This window comes from Streptomyces amritsarensis, assembly GCF_001953875.1.
GTDB lineage: Bacteria > Actinomycetota > Actinomycetes > Streptomycetales > Streptomycetaceae > Streptomyces > Streptomyces amritsarensis.
In genome coordinates this window covers 49,953-66,181 of sequence record NZ_MQUR01000019.1, presented here as the reverse complement: position 1 = coordinate 66,181, position 16,229 = coordinate 49,953, and the positions used below count along the sequence as shown (strand labels likewise).

At 72.2% G+C, this 16,229-nt stretch carries 20 protein-coding genes and 1 tRNA gene; 16 read left to right on the top strand and 5 right to left on the bottom strand.

The features are described 5' to 3' along the window. Positions 1–2: 2 nt before the first annotated feature. Both AVW11_RS11495 and AVW11_RS11490 read left to right on the top strand, forming a co-directional pair. The gene (locus tag AVW11_RS11495) at positions 3–614 is read left to right on the top strand and encodes an HhH-GPD-type base excision DNA repair protein (protein ID WP_060180122.1); all 612 of its coding nucleotides are present in this window, start codon (positions 3–5) and stop codon (positions 612–614) included. A gap of 119 nt (positions 615–733) precedes the next feature. Then, a complete protein-coding gene (locus tag AVW11_RS11490) occupies positions 734–1,207 on the top strand; it encodes a cupin domain-containing protein (protein WP_060180123.1) in 474 nt (157 codons plus the stop codon). On the opposite strand, the gene opcA is transcribed toward AVW11_RS11490, so the two are convergent. Together opcA and AVW11_RS11480 are read right to left on the bottom strand one after the other, a co-directional pair. Then, a complete protein-coding gene (opcA, locus tag AVW11_RS11485) occupies positions 1,156–2,088 on the bottom strand; it encodes a glucose-6-phosphate dehydrogenase assembly protein OpcA (protein WP_030839643.1) in 933 nt (310 codons plus the stop codon). The two genes, AVW11_RS11490 and opcA, sit on opposite strands and share 52 nt — an antisense overlap. A gap of 20 nt (positions 2,089–2,108) precedes the next feature. After that, complete coding sequence (locus tag AVW11_RS11480) at positions 2,109–3,743, bottom strand: helicase HerA-like domain-containing protein (RefSeq protein ID WP_076043931.1); 1,635 nt, start codon at positions 3,741–3,743, stop codon at positions 2,109–2,111. 88 nt (positions 3,744–3,831) lie between these two features. Between AVW11_RS11480 and AVW11_RS11475 the strand changes: the two genes are divergently transcribed. Together AVW11_RS11475 and AVW11_RS11470 are read left to right on the top strand one after the other, a co-directional pair. Further along, positions 3,832–4,128: a type II toxin-antitoxin system VapB family antitoxin gene (locus tag AVW11_RS11475; RefSeq protein ID WP_008740979.1), complete on the top strand. Its 297-nt coding sequence runs from the start codon at positions 3,832–3,834 to the stop codon at positions 4,126–4,128. 92 nt (positions 4,129–4,220) lie between these two features. Beyond that, positions 4,221–4,904: a LytR C-terminal domain-containing protein gene (locus tag AVW11_RS11470; protein ID WP_076043930.1), complete on the top strand. Its 684-nt coding sequence runs from the start codon at positions 4,221–4,223 to the stop codon at positions 4,902–4,904. Between the two features lie 97 nt (positions 4,905–5,001). Here the strand turns inward: AVW11_RS11470 and upp are convergent, their stop codons facing one another. After that, on the bottom strand, positions 5,002–5,637 hold the full coding sequence (gene upp, locus AVW11_RS11465) for a uracil phosphoribosyltransferase (protein ID WP_030647077.1): 636 nt from the start codon (positions 5,635–5,637) through the stop codon (positions 5,002–5,004). Positions 5,638–5,799: 162 nt separating this feature from the next. Here upp and AVW11_RS11460 point away from each other — a divergent pair, with 162 nt between their 5' ends. The 10 genes from AVW11_RS11460 (at position 5,800) to AVW11_RS11420 (ending at position 12,780) form a co-directional block, all read left to right on the top strand. Beyond that, positions 5,800–6,753, top strand: a complete 954-nt coding sequence (locus tag AVW11_RS11460; protein ID WP_063898585.1) for a universal stress protein — start codon at positions 5,800–5,802, stop codon at positions 6,751–6,753. Between the two features lie 84 nt (positions 6,754–6,837). Then, positions 6,838–7,017, top strand: a complete 180-nt coding sequence (locus AVW11_RS11455; protein ID WP_030647083.1) for a hypothetical protein — start codon at positions 6,838–6,840, stop codon at positions 7,015–7,017. Positions 7,018–7,310: 293 nt separating this feature from the next. After that, the gene (locus AVW11_RS11450; RefSeq protein ID WP_030839634.1) at positions 7,311–7,859 is read left to right on the top strand and encodes a tRNA adenosine deaminase-associated protein; all 549 of its coding nucleotides are present in this window, start codon (positions 7,311–7,313) and stop codon (positions 7,857–7,859) included. A gap of 59 nt (positions 7,860–7,918) precedes the next feature. Beyond that, positions 7,919–8,347, top strand: a complete 429-nt coding sequence (gene tadA / locus AVW11_RS11445) for a tRNA adenosine(34) deaminase TadA (RefSeq protein WP_060180151.1) — start codon at positions 7,919–7,921, stop codon at positions 8,345–8,347. A gap of 222 nt (positions 8,348–8,569) precedes the next feature. Further along, positions 8,570–8,654, top strand: a tRNA-Ser gene (locus AVW11_RS11440). A 131-nt stretch (positions 8,655–8,785) separates the two neighbouring features. Next, positions 8,786–9,115, top strand: a complete 330-nt coding sequence (locus AVW11_RS11435) for a hypothetical protein (protein ID WP_030839628.1) — start codon at positions 8,786–8,788, stop codon at positions 9,113–9,115. Positions 9,116–9,482: 367 nt separating this feature from the next. Then, positions 9,483–9,644 (top strand): hypothetical protein, encoded by a 162-nt coding sequence (locus AVW11_RS37680; RefSeq protein ID WP_167344740.1) that lies wholly within the window; start codon positions 9,483–9,485, stop codon positions 9,642–9,644. Positions 9,645–9,841: 197 nt separating this feature from the next. Continuing rightward, entirely contained in the window at positions 9,842–10,741 is a 900-nt protein-coding gene (locus tag AVW11_RS11430) for an RNA polymerase sigma factor SigF (RefSeq protein WP_030839623.1), read from the top strand. 230 nt (positions 10,742–10,971) lie between these two features. Beyond that, positions 10,972–11,814 (top strand): RNA polymerase sigma factor SigF, encoded by an 843-nt coding sequence (locus tag AVW11_RS11425; protein ID WP_030027569.1) that lies wholly within the window; start codon positions 10,972–10,974, stop codon positions 11,812–11,814. A gap of 183 nt (positions 11,815–11,997) precedes the next feature. Further along, positions 11,998–12,780: a hypothetical protein gene (locus AVW11_RS11420; RefSeq protein ID WP_076043928.1), complete on the top strand. Its 783-nt coding sequence runs from the start codon at positions 11,998–12,000 to the stop codon at positions 12,778–12,780. A gap of 15 nt (positions 12,781–12,795) precedes the next feature. Here the strand turns inward: AVW11_RS11420 and AVW11_RS11415 are convergent, their stop codons facing one another. Further along, positions 12,796–13,035 carry a hypothetical protein gene (locus tag AVW11_RS11415; RefSeq protein WP_030839620.1) on the bottom strand — a complete coding sequence of 80 codons (240 nt, stop codon included), beginning with the start codon at positions 13,033–13,035 and terminating at the stop codon, positions 12,796–12,798. A gap of 103 nt (positions 13,036–13,138) precedes the next feature. Here AVW11_RS11415 and AVW11_RS11410 point away from each other — a divergent pair, with 103 nt between their 5' ends. Together AVW11_RS11410 and AVW11_RS11405 are read left to right on the top strand one after the other, a co-directional pair. Then, a complete protein-coding gene (locus tag AVW11_RS11410; protein WP_051699449.1) occupies positions 13,139–13,585 on the top strand; it encodes a MarR family winged helix-turn-helix transcriptional regulator in 447 nt (148 codons plus the stop codon). A 61-nt stretch (positions 13,586–13,646) separates the two neighbouring features. Next, positions 13,647–15,239, top strand: coding sequence for an MDR family MFS transporter (locus AVW11_RS11405; protein ID WP_476755984.1), 1,593 nt, complete (start codon positions 13,647–13,649; stop codon positions 15,237–15,239). 210 nt (positions 15,240–15,449) lie between these two features. Here the strand turns inward: AVW11_RS11405 and AVW11_RS11400 are convergent, their stop codons facing one another. Further along, positions 15,450–16,109 (bottom strand): TetR/AcrR family transcriptional regulator, encoded by a 660-nt coding sequence (locus AVW11_RS11400; RefSeq protein ID WP_076043926.1) that lies wholly within the window; start codon positions 16,107–16,109, stop codon positions 15,450–15,452. Positions 16,110–16,229: the final 120 nt, after the last annotated feature.

Genomic DNA, 16,229 nt, shown 5'->3' with positions numbered 1-16,229 from the left:
CCATGGACAAGGACATCACCATCCGGCTGGCACAGCAGCCCGACGCCGACGCGCTGCTCGGCCGGAGCCCGCTCGCCGCGCTCGTCGGCATGCTGCTGGACCAGCAGGTGCCGATGGAGTGGGCGTTCTCGGGGCCCTGGACGATCGCCCGGCGGATGGACTCCGACGACCTCGACGCGCACGCCATCGCCGCGTACGACCCGGAGGCCTTCGCCGCCCTGCTCTCGCAGAAGCCCGCCGTGCACCGGTACCCGGGGTCCATGGCGACGCGGATCCAGCAGCTGTGCGCGTACCTGGTGGAGCACTACGACGGGAACGCCGAGGCCGTCTGGGCCGACGCCGCGACGGGGCAGGAACTGCTGGGGCGCCTCAAGGCGCTGCCCGGTTTCGGGGAGCAGAAGGCCCAGATCTTCCTCGCCCTGCTGGGCAAGCGGTTCGGGGTGCGGCCGACGGGCTGGCGGGAGGCCGCGGGCGGCTACGGCCAGGCGAACGTCTACCGTTCGGCGGCCGACATCACCGGGCCGGAATCCCTGGCCAAGGTGCGGGCGCACAAGCAGGAGATGAAGGCCGCCGCGAAGGCCGCCAAGGCTGCGAAGGCCGCGGGCGGCTCCTGACCCGTTTCGACCCTTGCCGCTCCGTCCCGGTCAGGTGGCGGAACAGGCTTGGAACGACGGCCCGTACGCGGTCCTGATAGCCCCCTGCCGCCGGTCGATCATGACCGTAGATTGAGCCCATGACACAGATCGCGACCCGCGCCGCCACCGCCGAGACCGTCCAGGACGCCCCCGGCAGCCTCATCACCCTGCTGACCGACACCGCCGAGCTCACCTGCAACACCGCCACCTTCGAGGAGGGCGCGGCGGGCGCCCCGGTGCATTTCCACACCAAGGCCACCGAGTTCTTCCACGTCACCGCGGGACGCCTCGACGTCCTCGTCGGCGACGAGATCCAGACCCTGGACGCCGGCGACTTCCTCGCCGTCCCGCCGGGCGTGAAGCACGCCTTCGCCCCGGCCGCCGGCCACACGGCGAGCGTCTTCGTCGGCTTCACCCCCGGCATGGGCCGCTTCGACTACTACCGGCTCCTCGGCCGGGTCCACGCGGGCGAGGCCTCCGTGCAGGACATCAAGGACAGCTCGGCGACCTACGACAACCACTACGCCGAGAGCCCCGCCTGGAGCGGCCGGCGCCGCAGCGCGGAGCCGTAGACCACGTCCGCGTCGAGGCGGCGCAGTTCCTCCGCGATCAGTTCGGCGCCGCTGCGGATCTTCAGAGCCACCCTGCGGTCGGGGCTCCCCGGCAGGGTCAGGGTGGCCAGCGCGCCCGCGGGCCGGTCCACGCGGACGTCCCCGCCCGGGGTGCGCAGCACCACGCCCGTGATGACCGGGCCGCCGGTCGCGACCCGCTCCACCGGGACCCCGAGGCGGTCCTCCAGCCAGCGCGCCAGCAGCTCGGCGCTCGCGTTGTCGGGCTCGCTCTCGACCGCCGCACCGGTCACCGCCAGCGGCTTCTGGTCGAGGGCCGCGGCCAGCAGGGCCCGCCACGGCGTGAGCCGGGTCCAGGCCAGGTCGGTGTCGCCGGGCTGGTAGCCGGCGGCCCGCTCGTCGAGGACGCCCACCGGGTCGACAGCGGCGGCCGCGTCCGTGATCCGTCGCTGCGCGAGCGCGCCCAGCGGATCGCGCGCCAGGTCGGCGGGGGCGTCCGCCGGCCACCACGCCACCACCGGCGCGTCCGGCACCAGCAGCGGCAGGACCACCGATCCGGCCTGCTCGGTCAGCGCCCCGTGCAGGCGCAGCAGCACCAGCTCCCCCGCTCCGGCGTCCGACCCGACCCGCAGCTCGGCGTCCACCCGGCTCGCGCGGAGCTTGTGCGGGCCGCGCGAGACCCGCTTGATGACCACGATGATGCGGCACGGGTGCTCGCGTGAGGCCTCGGAAGCCGCGCGTACGGCGTCGTAGGCGTTCTCCTCGTCGGTGACGACGACGAGCGTCAGGACCAGCCCCATGGTGGGGCTGCCTATCGCCCGGCGTGCTGCGAGCAGGGCCCGGTTGACCTTGCTGGACGTGGTGTCGGTGAGTTCGGTCCGCATGCCCCGAGTCTGTCACCGCGTCATCTGCGCCTGCGCGCCGTCCCGAAGACGGAGCGCGAGATCTCCCGGCCCAGCTGCGTGCCGATCGACCGGGCCAGCGAACGGAACAGCCCGCTGCCCACCACCTGCTCGGCCAGCGAGGGCTCCGCCTTCTGGGCGCCGCGCCCGGCCGCCCGCGCGGCCTGCTTCCGCGCCGCCTCGGCCTGCTCCTGGGCCGCCTCGGCCTGCTCCTCGGCCTCGGCCGCCGCCGCGGCGGCCTCCGCCTGCGCCTCCGCGGCGGCCTGCTCGGCGCTGATCTTCTCGTACGCCGACTCGCGGTCGACCGGCTCCGCGTAGCGCGACCAGAGCGGCGAGGCCTGCACGGCCCGCTCCAGGTCCGCGGCCGCGATCGGCCCCATCAGCGACTGCGGGGCGCGCAGCCTGGTCGCCGCGACCGGTGTGGGGGCGCCGTTCTCGCCGAGCACGGTGACCACGGCCTCGCCGGTCCCCAGGCCCGTGAGCAGCTTCTCCAGGTCGTAGGGGGAGTGCGGGAAGGTCCTCACGGTCGCCCTGAGCGCCTTGGCGTCGTCGGGGGTGTAGGCGCGCAGGGCGTGCTGCACGCGGTTGCCGAGCTGGGCGAGCACGTCGCCCGGCACGTCCTTGGGGGTCTGCGTCACGAAGAAGACGCCGACGCCCTTGGAGCGGATCAGCCGGACGGTCTGGGTGACCGACTGCAGGAAGGCCTTCGAAGCCCCGCTGAAGAGCAGGTGGGCCTCGTCGAAGAAGAAGACGAGCTTGGGCCTCTCCAGGTCGCCGACCTCCGGCAGGTCGTTGTAGAGGTCGGCCAGCAGCCACATCAGGAAGGTGGAGAAGAGCTGCGGCTTGTCCTGGACCGCGGGGAGTTCCAGTACGGAGACCACTCCGCGGCCGTCGGCGGCCGTGCGCAGGAACTCGCTCGTGTCGAACTCGGGCTCGCCGAAGAACTCCGCGGCCCCCTGCGCCTCGAAGGCGGTCAGCGCCCGCAGGATCACCCCTGCCGTCGCCGTGGAGAGTCCGCCGATGCCCTTGAGCTCGGCCCTCCCCCGGTCGGAGACGAGGAAGGCGACGACCGCGCGCAGGTCCTTGAGGTCGATCAGCTCCAGGCCCTTGGTGTCGGCGTAGTGGAAGATCAGGCCGAGGGACTGCTCCTGGGTCTGGTTGAGCTGGAGCACCTTCGACATCAGCACCGGGCCGAAGGCGGTGACGGTCGAACGGACCGGGATGCCGGGCCCGATGCCGCCCAGCGCGTAGAACTCGCCCGGGAATCCGGTGGGCTCCCAGCTCTGGGCCACGTCCCCGGCCCGCTCGGCGATCCGCGCCCCGGGCGTACCGGGCGCGGTGATCCCGCAGACGTCGCCCTTGATGTCCGCGAGGAAGACGGGGACCCCGTTCGCCGACAGCTGCTCGGCGATGAGCTGGAGCGTCTTGGTCTTGCCGGTGCCGGTGGCGCCGGCGACCAGCCCGTGCCGGTTGAGCATGGACAGGGGGATGCGGATCTGACGGTCGGGCAGGCATGCGCCGTCCCAGAGGAGGGCCCCCAGATCGAGTGCGGGTCCGGTGAATTCGTACCCCGCGGCGATCTGCCCGGCCGGGCCGGTCGGGTCCGCAGTGGCGGCGGCGTCGGTGCTCTCGCTCATGGATCACTCCCCAATTGGCAGTGTTCGCCACTTTTGCACCGCCGCTACGAGGCTGCGCCCGCAGGCACGGGCCCGGTAGGCTTTCCGTGTGATCTTCAAGCGCATCGGAAGCGGGCGGCCGTACCCCGACCACGGCAGGGAAACCACCCGGCAGTGGGCGGACGTCGCGCCGCGCCCGGTCCGGCTCGACCAGCTCGTGACGACCAAGGGCCAGCTGGACCTCGAAACGCTGCTCGCCGAGGACTCGACCTTCTACGGCGACCTCTTCGCCCATGTCGTGAAGTGGCAGGGCGACCTCTATCTGGAGGACGGCCTGCACCGCGCCGTGCGCGCGGCCCTGCAGCAGCGCCAGGTGCTGCACGCCCGCGTCCTCGAGATGGACTGACGCTTCGCGTAGATTGCGCCTTTCGGGTCACCATTGACCTATCAGCAGATCATTTAGTAGGCATCGCCACCGGGTCGCACTACGCTGCGCCCATGAGCATGCTCACTCCCCCCGGCATGGGCGGTAAGTACCGCGTCACGGGGACCGCCTACCCCCGCATGAGCCGTAAGCGGAGCCGACGTCGGATCGTCCTCGCCGTGCTCGGCTCGGTCCTCGCGCTTGCCCTGGTCGGCTACGGGGCACTGCAGCTCATCGGCGTGTTCCGGGGCGATGGCCCCAAGCGGAACACAGCTGCCGGTGCCAAGGACTGCCCGACGAAGTCACCCGGGTCCGCCGCCAAGGGCGGTGCTCCCGCGGCCCCCGCCGCCGCCACGGCGTCCGCCCCCGCCAAACCGGCGGTCGTGCTCCCCCAGCCCGGCACGATCACGGTCAACGTCTACAACGCGACCCCGCGCGCGGGCCTGGCCAAGGCCGTCGGCGACGAACTCGCCAAACGCGGGTTCCTCATCGGCACCGTCGGCAACGCCCCGGCCGACTTCGACAAGAAGGTCCCCGGCACCGGGATACTGCTGGGCTCCCCGACGACCGACAAGGCCGTCTTCGCCGTACTGGGCACCCAGCTCCCCGGGACCACCCAGCAGACCGACACCCGTGAGACCGCGGACGTCGACCTGATCCTGGGCGACGCCTTCAAGGAGCTCAGCACGAAGGAGGACGCGGACAAGGCGCTGGCCCTCCTGGCCAACCCCGCGCCCGCGCCCGCCAAGAACTGCTGAGCCCGCGAAGGAGCCGACGCTGCGGCGGCTCCGGCGGCCCCGGGGAACCGGAGGCGGCCGGACCGCTGGACGGGCCGGCCGCCGGGCCGCCCCGGGACTACTCCGCCGAGCCGTACATGCGGTCGCCGGCGTCGCCCAGGCCCGGCACGATGTAGCCGTGCTCGTTGAGCCGCTCGTCCACCGCGGCCGTCACGACCGTCACCGGCGTGCCCGCCAGGTCGCGCTCCATGACCTCGACGCCCTCGGGCGCGGCCAGCAGCACCACGGCCGTGACGTCGTCGGCGCCGCGCTTGATCAGTTCCTGGATCGCCGCGACCAGCGTGCCGCCGGTGGCGAGCATCGGGTCCACGACGTAGACCTGGCGTCCGGAGAGGTCCTCCGGCATGCGGGTCGCGTACGTGGAGGCCTCGAGCGTCTCCTCGTTGCGGACCATGCCCATGAAGCCCACCTCGGCGGTCGGCAGCAGCCGCACCATGCCGTCGAGCATGCCGAGGCCGGCCCGCAGGATCGGGACGATCAGCGGCCGCGGCGCGGAGAGCTTCACGCCCGTGGTCGGGGCGACCGGCGTCTCGATGTCGGCCTGCTCGGTGCGCACGTCACGGGTGGCCTCGTACGCGAGCAGGGTCACCAGCTCGTCGGCCAGCCGCCGGAAAGTGGCGGAATCGGTGCGCTTGTCGCGCAGGGTGGTGAGTTTGTGCGCCACCAAGGGGTGATCGACGACCTGCAAACGCACAACATCCTCCAAAACTCAGCCTGCGACCAGCAAAAACGGCCGCACGACGCGACCTGCACCCAAAAGGCTACGCGCTGAAACAGCCCGTTCGCGTCCCCGGCGGCGGCCACGCCCCCACGACCTGCGGATGCGACCCGCCCGGACGCCCAGCACGCTGGACTGGTGAGCAACGCACCGGTGATCGCAGCCGTCGACGGGTCCGAGCACAGCCTCAAAGCCCTCCAATGGGCGCGGGGCGCCGCCCTGCGGCACGGTACCGGTCTCCTCGTCGCCCATGTACTGCCCGATCACGCCCAGCTCTACGCGGGCCGCCGGGCGTCGCTGCACGACGCCTCCGAGCCGAAGGAGTACCCCGACCCCGTCCACGACTGGGTACGGAGCATGATCGGCGAAGGGCCGGCCCTGCCCGACGGGGTCCGGTACGAGTCGCTGGAGGGCTCCGTCCCCGAAGCACTGCGGGTGATCGGGTCGGGAGCCCTGATGCTCGTGATGGGCTCACGGGGCCGCGGCGGCTTCGCCAGCCTGCTGCTCGGATCGAGCAGCAGGGCGGTGGCCTCGACCGCGCCGTGCCCCGTGGTGGTGGTCCCGCACGCCGAGCGCCACGCCGAGCGCGCCCCGGGGACGACCGCCCCGCAGCAGTCCGCCGGACGCGTCGTCCTCGGGCTGCACGCCGCCGAGACGCCCGACGACGTACTGTCCTTCGCCTTCGCGGAGGCGGCCGTGCGGGGGACCACCGTCCAGGTGGTCTCCGCGTACGCCGTCCCGCCCGCGCCGGCCCTGGTGATCGACCGGCCCTTCGAGGTGATCCCGCCGGAGGGCCTCGCCGACGAGGGGGACGGCGTACCGGCCGAGCGGGAGATGCTCCGCTCCCAGACACGGCGGCTGGAGCCGCTGCGCGCACGCTACCCGGACGTCCCCGTCGAGCAGGCCGCCGTCCCCGGCGACCCGGCGGGCCGGCTGGTCGACGCCTCCCGGTCCGCGGCCCTGGTGGTGGTCGGCCGCCACCACCCCAGGCGCACCGCCATGTCCCTGCAGATCGGCTCGGTGGCCCATGCCGTACTGCACCACGCGCACGGCCCGGTGGCGATCGTCCCGACCCTGGAGGACGACGTCTGACCTGCAGGGGGGTGGCATCAAACGCCCTGTCCGGGGGAAGGTGGGTGCAGGGGGAAACGACCGACCAGCCCAGGGTGGTGGCCGATGCCCGACACGCAGCCGAGCGACGACACTCCGGAGACCGCGGCCCAGCGCCGAGCACGCCGCGCGCAGTTCCTGCGTGACCTGATGGAGGCCCGCGCCCTGCGCGATCGCGTACAGCCCCGCCGCGCCCGCGCGGCCCGTATGCGCCAGCAGATGCGGATGCGCACATTCCGCTGGTGACCCGGAGGCGATCCGGTCGTGATCCGGGGTGTCGCCCGCGCGACACGAGCGACCCGCCGGGCAACCGGCGCGGCCTCCGCCACCCCGTGACGGCCCGGCGCCACGGCCCCGCACCGGCCCCGCCGGGACACGGCGCGGCACGACGCAAGCGCGGAAGACCTCTCGCAACGCCGCTGTTTCTGCCACGATGCCGATTGGGCGGGGCAGGGCGGCGAGCAGCACGGCCGTTCCGCTCCAACCTCCGGCCGGGGGGACCTCCAACCGGCACGCCTAAGACCAGTGGGAGAGTCACGGTGTATTTCGCCGCACTGCTCGCGCGCACCGAAGACGGGTGGGAAGCGAGCGACATGGAACTCGACGACGTCGAGTCCCTCAGTGATCTGATCGATCTCGCCCGTTCCGCCGCTGTCGACGACGACACGGTGGTCGCCCTCATCGAGCAGGAGGACGCCTGGTTCGGCGTCGTCCGCGTGGACGGCGAGGAGGACCCGCGGTATTTCGTGTCGAACGCCGCCGCGGCCGCCCGCAGCTCCTACGGCTCGATGCTGACCAAAGAGCTGCTGGGCAGCGATGAGGAGGACGACGAACTCGACGAGCTGGACCTGGACGGCACCGAGGACGGCGAGGAGGAATCCATCGCCGCGTTCACGGACGAGGACGCCGACGAGGACGGGGAGCGCGGGGCCGGCTCCGAGCCGGTACCGGCCGGTCCGCTCGGCGACCCCCGGCTGCTGGACGACCTCGGCGTGACCAACAAGCAACTGATGACCCTGGACGGGGACGCGCTCTCGGAGATCGCCGACTCCCTCGGCGCCACCGAGGTCCTGGAGGCCGTCCGCTAGTGCTCACCACGAACACCACCGATCCCGTCGATCCCGTACGGGACCCGTGGCGGGCCTCCATGCGCCTGGCGCTCCAGGAGGCCGCCCGGGCGGTGCCGGCCGGCGATGTGCCGGTCGGCGCCGTCGTACTGGGCCCGGACGGCGAAATCCTCGCCACCGGGTACAACGAGCGCGAGGCGAGCGGCGACCCCACGGCGCACGCCGAGGTCCTGGCGCTGCGCAGGGCCGCCGCCGCACTCGGGGAATGGCGGCTTCCGGGGTGCACCCTCGTGGTCACCCTGGAGCCGTGCGTGATGTGCGCGGGCGCGCTCGTGCAGTCACGGGTCGCCCGCGTCGTCTACGGCGCGGACGACGAGAAGGCCGGCGCCGCCGGCTCGCTGTGGGACCTCGTACGGGACCGCAGGCTCAACCACCGGCCGGAGGTGGTGCGCGGGGTGCTCGCCGACGAGTGCGCGCGGCAGCTGACGGACTTCTTCCGCGACCTGTGAACCGTGCCGGACCGGACCCGGCAGCGCCCCGAACGCCCGCCGCACCGACTCCGGCAGGCCCCCGAACGCCCGCCGCACCGGCCCCGGCAGGACCTCCCGGCCCTCCCGGACCCTTGCCGCACCGGCTCCGAGCGGCCTGCGAGCAGTCTGCGCGCCCCCGCCGGGACACCCCCGGGCATACCGATTTCAGCGGATGGGGTTCCTTAGGCTAGGATCCATCTCGGTAGTGTGTCCGAGTGGCCGAAGGAGCTCGCCTCGAAAGCGAGTATGGGGCAACCCATCGGGGGTTCAAATCCCTCCACTACCGCTTCGATCGAGAGCCCCGCCCCGCAAGGGTCGGGGCTCTCGGCGTATCCCGGGGGTATCCCGGGGTGTGTTCCGAGGTGTTCCCGGTCGTCGGCGGGGACGTTCCCGATCGGCTCTCCGGAGGACAGCGGCGTGACCGCCCGCCCCCTCGGCCGTTGTCACGGCATGACCAAGACCCAGCGCATCCTCGCCGCCTTCGCCCTCGCGGGGGCCGCCGCGGGCCTCGCCGCACCCGCCGCCTCAGCGGACACGGCCCCGATCTCCCCGCTGACCCTCCCGGACGTGCCGATCCCGTCGCCCGGGACGCCCGCGGGGGCCCAGCCCGCCTCCGTCCAGGAGGTCGTGGGGAAGGTCGGCGACGGCGCGAACGGGCTCAACGCGCTGGCGGACCTGCCCAACCAGCTGGCGCCCGTCATCGCCCCCGTACAGCCCCTCACGGACCTGGCCGGCGCCATCCAGTAGGCGCGGCCGCGCGGACGGGAACGCTGCGAAGGCCCCGACCTGGATCGGGACCTTCGACGCGTGGGACGGGGGAAGCGGCATCGGGGGGACAAGCCGCTTCCCCCGACGAGGACGGGCCCGCCGGCCCGGGCCGCAGTCAGGGGGAAGCTCGCGGCCCGGACCCCGCAGTGAGGCCCTGTCCCTCACCCACCGGTTTCCTGCCAGAACCGGTGGGCTCCCCTCCATCGTGCGCCCCCTACGACCGCCGGCGCCCCGGCAAAAGGCCTGGAGCAGCGGGCCCTTGGTCCTTAAAGGACAGGTGAGTGCCCTATCCCGACCGGTTAGACTCACCCGACTTGCAAGGACCGGTTGGGGAGGCCGCCCGCACGTGGACACCAAGAAGCTCATCACGGGTGCCCTCACCGTATTCGCCCTCTTCGTGATCATCACCCAGCCGAAGCGAGCCGCCGAAATCGTGGAAATAGGCTTCCAGGGGATATCGGATGCCGCCTCCGGCATCGGCGAGTTCATAACCGAACTGGTGCGCTGACCCATACGCCGAAGCGGTTCCCGGACTTCCGGCCCCCCACTCGACGGGTGGGGGGCTTTTGCGTACCCACCGCCGGGCATAATGCCCGGATATGCCCAACTTGCCCTCAACACGGCGATATACGGTGCTTGCACACAGTGCACATCTCTTGTGATGCTATGACCGCTTTTGACGGATGAGTTGACTGAAGGGGTGGCGTGACCGTGCCGGCCAGTACTGCGCCTCAAGTGCCGCCCCAGCAGGACCCCCAGGTGCCACCCCAGCAGGAACCCCGGAACGGGACCCGCCAGGGGCAGCCGCCCGAGGAGCCCCCGGCGGCCCCGAGACCCCCGAGCCGGGGCGCGGACACCCGCGCCCTCACCCAGGTCCTGTTCGGCCAGCTGAAGGGCCTCCAGCCGGGCACGAGCGAGCACACCCGGGTGCGCGGGGCCCTGATCGAGGCGAACCTCCCGCTGGTCCGGTACGCGGCCGCCCGCTTCCGCAGCCGCAACGAGCCGATGGAGGACGTCGTCCAGGTCGGGACGATCGGACTGATCAACGCCATCGACCGGTTCGACCCGGACCGCGGGGTACAGTTCCCGACCTTCGCGATGCCGACGGTCGTGGGCGAGATCAAGCGGTACTTCCGCGACAACGTGCGCACCGTCCACGTGCCGCGCCGCCTCCACGAGCTGTGGGTGCAGGTCAACGCCGCGACCGAGGACCTCACCACCCTCCACGGCCGCACCCCGACCACCGCCGAGATCGCCGAGCGCCTGCGCATCTCCGAGGACGAGGTGCTGTCCTGCATCGAGGCCGGCCGCAGCTACCACGCGACCTCGCTGGAGGCCGCCCAGGAGGGCGACGGCATGCCCGGCCTGCTGGACCGCCTCGGCTACGAGGACCCGGAGCTGGCCGGGGTCGAGCACCGCGACCTCGTCCGCCACCTCCTCGTACAACTGCCCGAGCGCGAGCAGCGGATCCTGCTCCTGCGGTACTACAACAACCTGACGCAGTCACAGATCAGTGCGGAGCTCGGCGTCTCCCAGATGCATGTCTCGCGCCTCCTCGCCCGGAGCTTCGCCCGTCTGAGATCCGCAAACAGGATCGAGGCGTAACCGGAACGGGTGTAGATCATTCACGCGTTTCCCGACAGAACGGGCTGATCACGTTCTGCCCCTTTCTGTCGTCGGAGATATATGTCGACATGGCGCTACAGCGTGTTGCCGACATGTGACATTCTGCGTGAACCGCGTTTGCCGCGGCCCCGCCTCCGGTATTCAGGTGGAAGCTGCGTTCCTCTGACGGGCGCGCCGTACGCGACCGTCCGCGACCTCAAGGGGGTGGCATGTCCGTAGACCAGGGCAGCTCCAAGGTGCTCACGCTCGTAAAGCCCGTGACGCCGCCGGCAGTGTCCGAACGCTCGGAAGCCATCGACACCCGCACCCTCTCCCGCTCGCTCTTCCAGCGACTTGCCACCCTGGACGCGGACAGCCCGGAACGGGCCTACGTACGCGACACCCTGATCGAGCTGAACCTGCCCCTCGTGCGGTACGCCGCCGCCCGCTTCCGCAGCCGCAACGAGCCGATGGAGGACATCGTCCAGGTCGGCACCATCGGGCTGATCAAGGCGATCGACCGCTTCGACTGCGAACGCGGCGTGGAGTTCCCGACGTTCGCCATGCCGACCGTCGTGGGCGAGATCAAACGATTCTTTAGGGACACCTCCTGGTCCGTGCGCGTCCCGCGCCGGCTCCAGGAGCTGCGCCTGGCGCTGACCAAGGCCAGCGACGAGCTCGCCCAGAAGCTGGACCGCTCGCCGACCGTGCCGGAACTCGCCGCCGTGCTCGGCGTCTCCGAGGAGGACGTCGTCGACGGCCTCGCCGTCGGGAACGCCTACACGGCCTCCTCGCTCGACTCGCCCTCCCCGGAGGACGAGGGCGGCGAGGGCTCGCTCGCGGACCGCCTCGGCTACGAGGACACCGCGCTGGAGGGCGTCGAGTACCGCGAGTCCCTGAAGCCGCTGCTCGCCAAACTCCCGCCCCGGGAGCGGCAGATCATCATGCTGCGCTTCTTCGCGAACATGACGCAGTCGCAGATCGGCGAGGAGGTCGGCATCTCCCAGATGCACGTCTCCCGGCTGCTGACGCGCACGCTCGCGCAGCTGCGCGTGGGCCTCATCGGGGACTGACGCGCACACACCCGGCAACCCGCAACCCACAGGCCGGTCGGCCGGTTTCACCGGCTGACCGGCCGTGGCCGGACGGTCGGACGGCTTCGCGGATCGCTCAGCGGGACGGGCCCCAGGGACGACCTCGGGGACGATCCGGGCCGACCGCTTCCTATTTGACGAAGCGTCAGGAACACTGGCGCGATGCGAAAGGGACCGCGGGCGGCCACCGCCCTGCTCGCCCTGTGCTGCACGGCCGCCGCCGGCCTCGCCGGCTGCGGCGGTCCGGCGCGCGAGGGCTTCTCCGCCGTGGGCGCCGCGGCCCCGGGCCCCGAACGGGGCCCGGGGGAGAACGTCGCCCCGCGGGGCGAGGTGGAATTCCAGCAGCTCGGCGACCCGTCCGCGACGGGCGGATCCGCCGAGTCCTCCGGTACGCCGAACGCTCCCGCGGGATCGGGAACCGCGGGCGGCCCCGCACCGGCCGGAGCCGCGAGCACCACCCCCGGCGGCTCCGCGAGCGCCCCCGGCAGCCCCGCCGGCCCGGGCCGTGCCCCCACGCCACCCGGCGCTCCCGGCACGCCGACGAACCCGCCGGGCCCCGGCGGTCCCACGGGCCCGACGAGCCCCACCGGACCTCCGGGAAAGCCCGGCACGACACCCCCGGCGCCACCCCCGGCCACCCCGGCGCAGCTGACGCTGTCCGCCCCGGCCCGGTCCGCCGCGGCCGACCGCTGGTGCGAGCGGGTCACGGTGACCTTCACCAACACCGGCACCACCGCGGCCCGTTCGGGCACGGTCAGCTTCGCGACCCACATCATCGGCGCCCTCGGCATCGACTGGGCCACGATCACCACGACCCAGCCGCTGCCCGCGCCCATCGCGGGCGGAGCCTCCAGGACGCAGACCTACACGGTGTGCGTGGAAGCCTGGCGGGTACCGCTGGGCATGCACGTGGACACCCGGAAGGTCGCCGCGACCTGGAACTGACCCGCCCCGGCGGTGTCAGCGCAGGACGACCCAGGCGGCCGCACCGATCACGAGCACGAGCGCGAGGACCAGCCCCGCCTTCACAGCCGGGCCGGACGACTTGGACGCCTCCTGCTCGGCGCGGCGCTGCTGGCGCGAGCCCGGGCCGGCCTGCCGGGCCGGTGCGGCCTCCTCGACGAAGGCCCGGAACATCTGGGTGCTGCCCGCCGGGTCGTAGTTGCCCTCGGGGACCTGTGAGTTGTGGTTCTCAGCCATGGAGCAGGACCCTAGCCGGTTTTCCGATTCCTTTACCGCCCCACCCCCCGGATTCATTTGCCTGTAGCAACCACCTGCTTCTATGGTTGCCTCAAGCAACAAGATGGGGAGCCGCCCGGTGCCGACACAGACAACGCCGACCACTCCGCACGAGGAGCTGGCCCGCCGGCTGACCGGCATCGGTGCCGTCAAGCGCGAACTCGCCCGCAACCTGCCCCCGGACTGCCCGCCCGGCGCCGCCGCCGTGCTCACCGTGCTCGACCGGCACGGGGAGATGCGGCTGAGCCGGCTGGCCGACCTCATGGCCGTCGACATCTCGGTCACCAGCCGGCACGTCACCCACATCACCGCCCGCGGTTGGATCGAGCGCGAACCGGACCCGGGCGACGGACGCTGCCGCATCCTGCGGCTCACCCCGGCCGGACGGGCCCTGCTCGCCGAGATCGGCGCCCGGTACACGGCCGCGCTGGAGAGAGCCCTCCACGACTGGTCCGCCCAGGACATCGAGGTACTGAACACCCTGCTGGCCCGACTCCGATCGAGCTTCTAGAGGAAGGAAAGACATGGCCCCGTCGGAGACGACCACCGACCCCGTGTCCACGTCCGTGGACATGACCCATCCCCAGATCATGAAGGCGCTGTCCGGGCTCATGCTCGGCATGTTCGTGGCGATCCTGTCCTCCACGATCGTCTCCAACGCCCTGCCCCAGATCATCAGCGACCTCGGCGGCACCCAGTCCTCGTACACCTGGGTGGTCACCGCCGCGCTGCTGTCCATGACGGCGGCCACCCCGCTGTGGGGCAAGCTGTCCGACCTCTTCAGCAAGAAGCTGCTGGTCCAGATATCCCTGGTGATCTACGTCCTCGGCTCCGTGGTCGCGGGCATGTCCCAGAACACCGGCACGCTCATCGCCTGCCGCGTGGTCCAGGGCATCGGCGTCGGCGGCCTCTCGGCCCTCGCCCAGATCGTGATGGCCGCCATGATCTCCCCCCGCGAGCGCGGCCGGTACAGCGGCTACCTCGGCGCGGTCTTCGCCGTGGCCACCGTCGGCGGCCCGCTGCTGGGCGGCGTGATCACCGACACCGACTGGCTGGGCTGGCGCTGGTGCTTCTACGTCGGCGCGCCCTTCGCGATCATCGCGCTGATCGTCCTCCAGAAGACGCTGCGGCTGCCGGTCGTACGGCGCGACGTCAAGGTCGACTGGCTGGGCGCCTTCCTGATCAGCGCCGCCGTCTCGCTGCTGCTGATCTGGGTCACCCAGGCCGGCGACTCCTACGAGTGGATCTCCTGGCAGACCTGGGCGATGACGGGCGGCTCGGTGGTCCTGGGACTGCTCTTCGTCCTCGTCGAGTCCCGCGCGAGCGATCCGATCATCCCGCTGCGGCTGTTCCGCAACAAGACCATCACCCTCGCCTCCACCGCGTCGCTGTTCGTCGGCATCGCGATGTTCTCGGGCACCGTGTTTTTCAGCCAGTTCTTCCAGTTGGCCCGTGGCGAGTCCCCCACGATGTCCGGAATCCTCACGATTCCGATGATCGCCGGCCTCTTCGTCTCCTCCACCGTTTCCGGTCAGGTGATCACCAAGACCGGTAGGTGGAAGGCCTGGCTCGTCTCCGGCGGTGTGCTGCTGACGGCCGGAATGGGCCTGCTCGGCACCCTGCGCCACGACACCCCGTACTGGCACATCGCGGTCTACATGGCGGTGACGGGCCTCGGTCTCGGCATGATGATGCAGAACCTGGTCCTCGCCACCCAGAACCAGGTGGCCCCCGAGGACCTGGGCGCGGCCAGCTCGGTCGTCACCTTCTTCCGCTCCCTCGGCGGCGCCATGGGCGTCTCCGCGCTCGGCGCGGTCATGGCCCACCGGGTCACGCACTACGTCCAGGACGGGCTCACCGCCCTCGGCCCGAAAGCGGCGGCCATGGGCCACAGCGGCACCGCCGGCGGCGGGATCCCCGACCTCGACAAGCTGCCCGCGCCCATCCGCGAGGTCATCGAGTCCGCGTACGGGCACGGCGTCGGCGACGTCTTCCTCTACGCCGCCCCGTTCGCGCTCCTCGGACTGGTCCTGGTGGTGTTCATCAAGGAGGTCGCCCTGAAGTCGAAGCCCTCGGTGCACACCCCCGCGGCGGCATCGGACGCTGCCCCGCCCGCCGGGACCGCCAAGATCGGCGACATCGCGGACGCCGCCGTCAAGGCCTGAGATCCCCGCACCCCTGAGCGCCGCCCGGTCGTCCGGGCGGCGCTCAGACCGTGTGCGGGCCGCGGGACGGCGCTCAGGCCGCGCGCTCAGGCTTCGTGCTCAGGCCGCCCGCTCACGCCCCGCGCGCAGGCCGCGCTCGGGCGGTGCTCGCACCGTGGTTGGACGGTGTTCGCACCGCGCTTGGACGGTGTTCGCACCGCGCTCGGCTGGTCAGGCAGCGGCGGCCTTGGCCTCGATGCCCGCGATCAGGACGTCGAGCGCCAGGCAGAAGTCGTCCTCGGGAGTCCGCCGGACCGCGCCCCCGCAGCCGTTCAGGAACTGCCGGACGGCCAGGTGCGCGCCGGTCCGGGCGGCGCCCACCAGGCCGGTGTCGTCCATCAGCCGCTGGAGGGCGGCGTCGAAGGCCCGCGCGTGCGGGCCGATGTTGGGGTAGGCCGCGCTGAGCGGAGCCACCCAAGGGTGGTCCGCCAGCATCCGCCGGTAGCCCCGGGCCAGTTCCCGCAGCCCGCCCGGCCAGCCCGCCCTGTCGGCCCCGGGCTGGGCGGCGCGGGTGGGCGGGGCGGGCGGGGCGGGCGGGGCGGGCTGCGGGGCCGACTCGCCCAAGGCCCGGTCCAGGGCCAGTTCGAGCAGATCGTGCTTGGTGTCCACGTACCAGTACAGGGACATCGCGGTGACGCCGAGTCCGGCGGCCAGCCGCCGCATCGAGAACCGGGCGAGCCCGTCGGCGTCGAGCAGCCGGACGGTGGCGGTGGTGATCCGGTCCCGGTCGAGCCCGGAAGGTGCCTCGGTGCGACGTCTGCCGGGCGGGGCGGGCCTGGCCACCAGCCACACGCTGGTCCGGGTCTCGCCCGGATCGGCCGCGGTCACCATGCAGGCGCCTCCTCGCGACGGCTGGACCAGCCCGGAATGCCCGGTCCGCCCCTTGATGCTAGGGGGTGGGCCGGGCGTTGCGAGCCGATCGGTCGGAGACCCTCTGGGGTGTCCGACCGA

What these genes read in the sequence shown, in the direction of transcription:
- AVW11_RS11470 (WP_076043930.1), top strand. Translation starts at nt 4,221, where the DNA reads ATGAGCATGCTCACTCCCCCCGGCATGGGCGGTAAGTACCGCGTCACG.
- AVW11_RS11425 (WP_030027569.1), top strand. Translation starts at nt 10,972, where the DNA reads ATGTCCGTAGACCAGGGCAGCTCCAAGGTGCTCACGCTCGTAAAGCCC.
- AVW11_RS11455 (WP_030647083.1), top strand. Translation starts at nt 6,838, where the DNA reads ATGCCCGACACGCAGCCGAGCGACGACACTCCGGAGACCGCGGCCCAG.
- AVW11_RS11415 (WP_030839620.1), bottom strand. Translation starts at nt 13,035, where the DNA reads ATGGCTGAGAACCACAACTCACAGGTCCCCGAGGGCAACTACGACCCG.
- AVW11_RS11495 (WP_060180122.1), top strand. Translation starts at nt 3, where the DNA reads ATGGACAAGGACATCACCATCCGGCTGGCACAGCAGCCCGACGCCGAC.
- AVW11_RS11405 (WP_476755984.1), top strand. Translation starts at nt 13,647, where the DNA reads ATGACCCATCCCCAGATCATGAAGGCGCTGTCCGGGCTCATGCTCGGC.
- AVW11_RS11420 (WP_076043928.1), top strand. Translation starts at nt 11,998, where the DNA reads ATGCGAAAGGGACCGCGGGCGGCCACCGCCCTGCTCGCCCTGTGCTGC.
- AVW11_RS11480 (WP_076043931.1), bottom strand. Translation starts at nt 3,743, where the DNA reads ATGAGCGAGAGCACCGACGCCGCCGCCACTGCGGACCCGACCGGCCCG.
- tadA (WP_060180151.1), top strand. Translation starts at nt 7,919, where the DNA reads ATGCGCCTGGCGCTCCAGGAGGCCGCCCGGGCGGTGCCGGCCGGCGAT.
- AVW11_RS11490 (WP_060180123.1), top strand. Translation starts at nt 734, where the DNA reads ATGACACAGATCGCGACCCGCGCCGCCACCGCCGAGACCGTCCAGGAC.
- opcA (WP_030839643.1), bottom strand. Translation starts at nt 2,088, where the DNA reads ATGCGGACCGAACTCACCGACACCACGTCCAGCAAGGTCAACCGGGCC.
- AVW11_RS11400 (WP_076043926.1), bottom strand. Translation starts at nt 16,109, where the DNA reads ATGGTGACCGCGGCCGATCCGGGCGAGACCCGGACCAGCGTGTGGCTG.
- AVW11_RS11410 (WP_051699449.1), top strand. Translation starts at nt 13,139, where the DNA reads ATGGGGAGCCGCCCGGTGCCGACACAGACAACGCCGACCACTCCGCAC.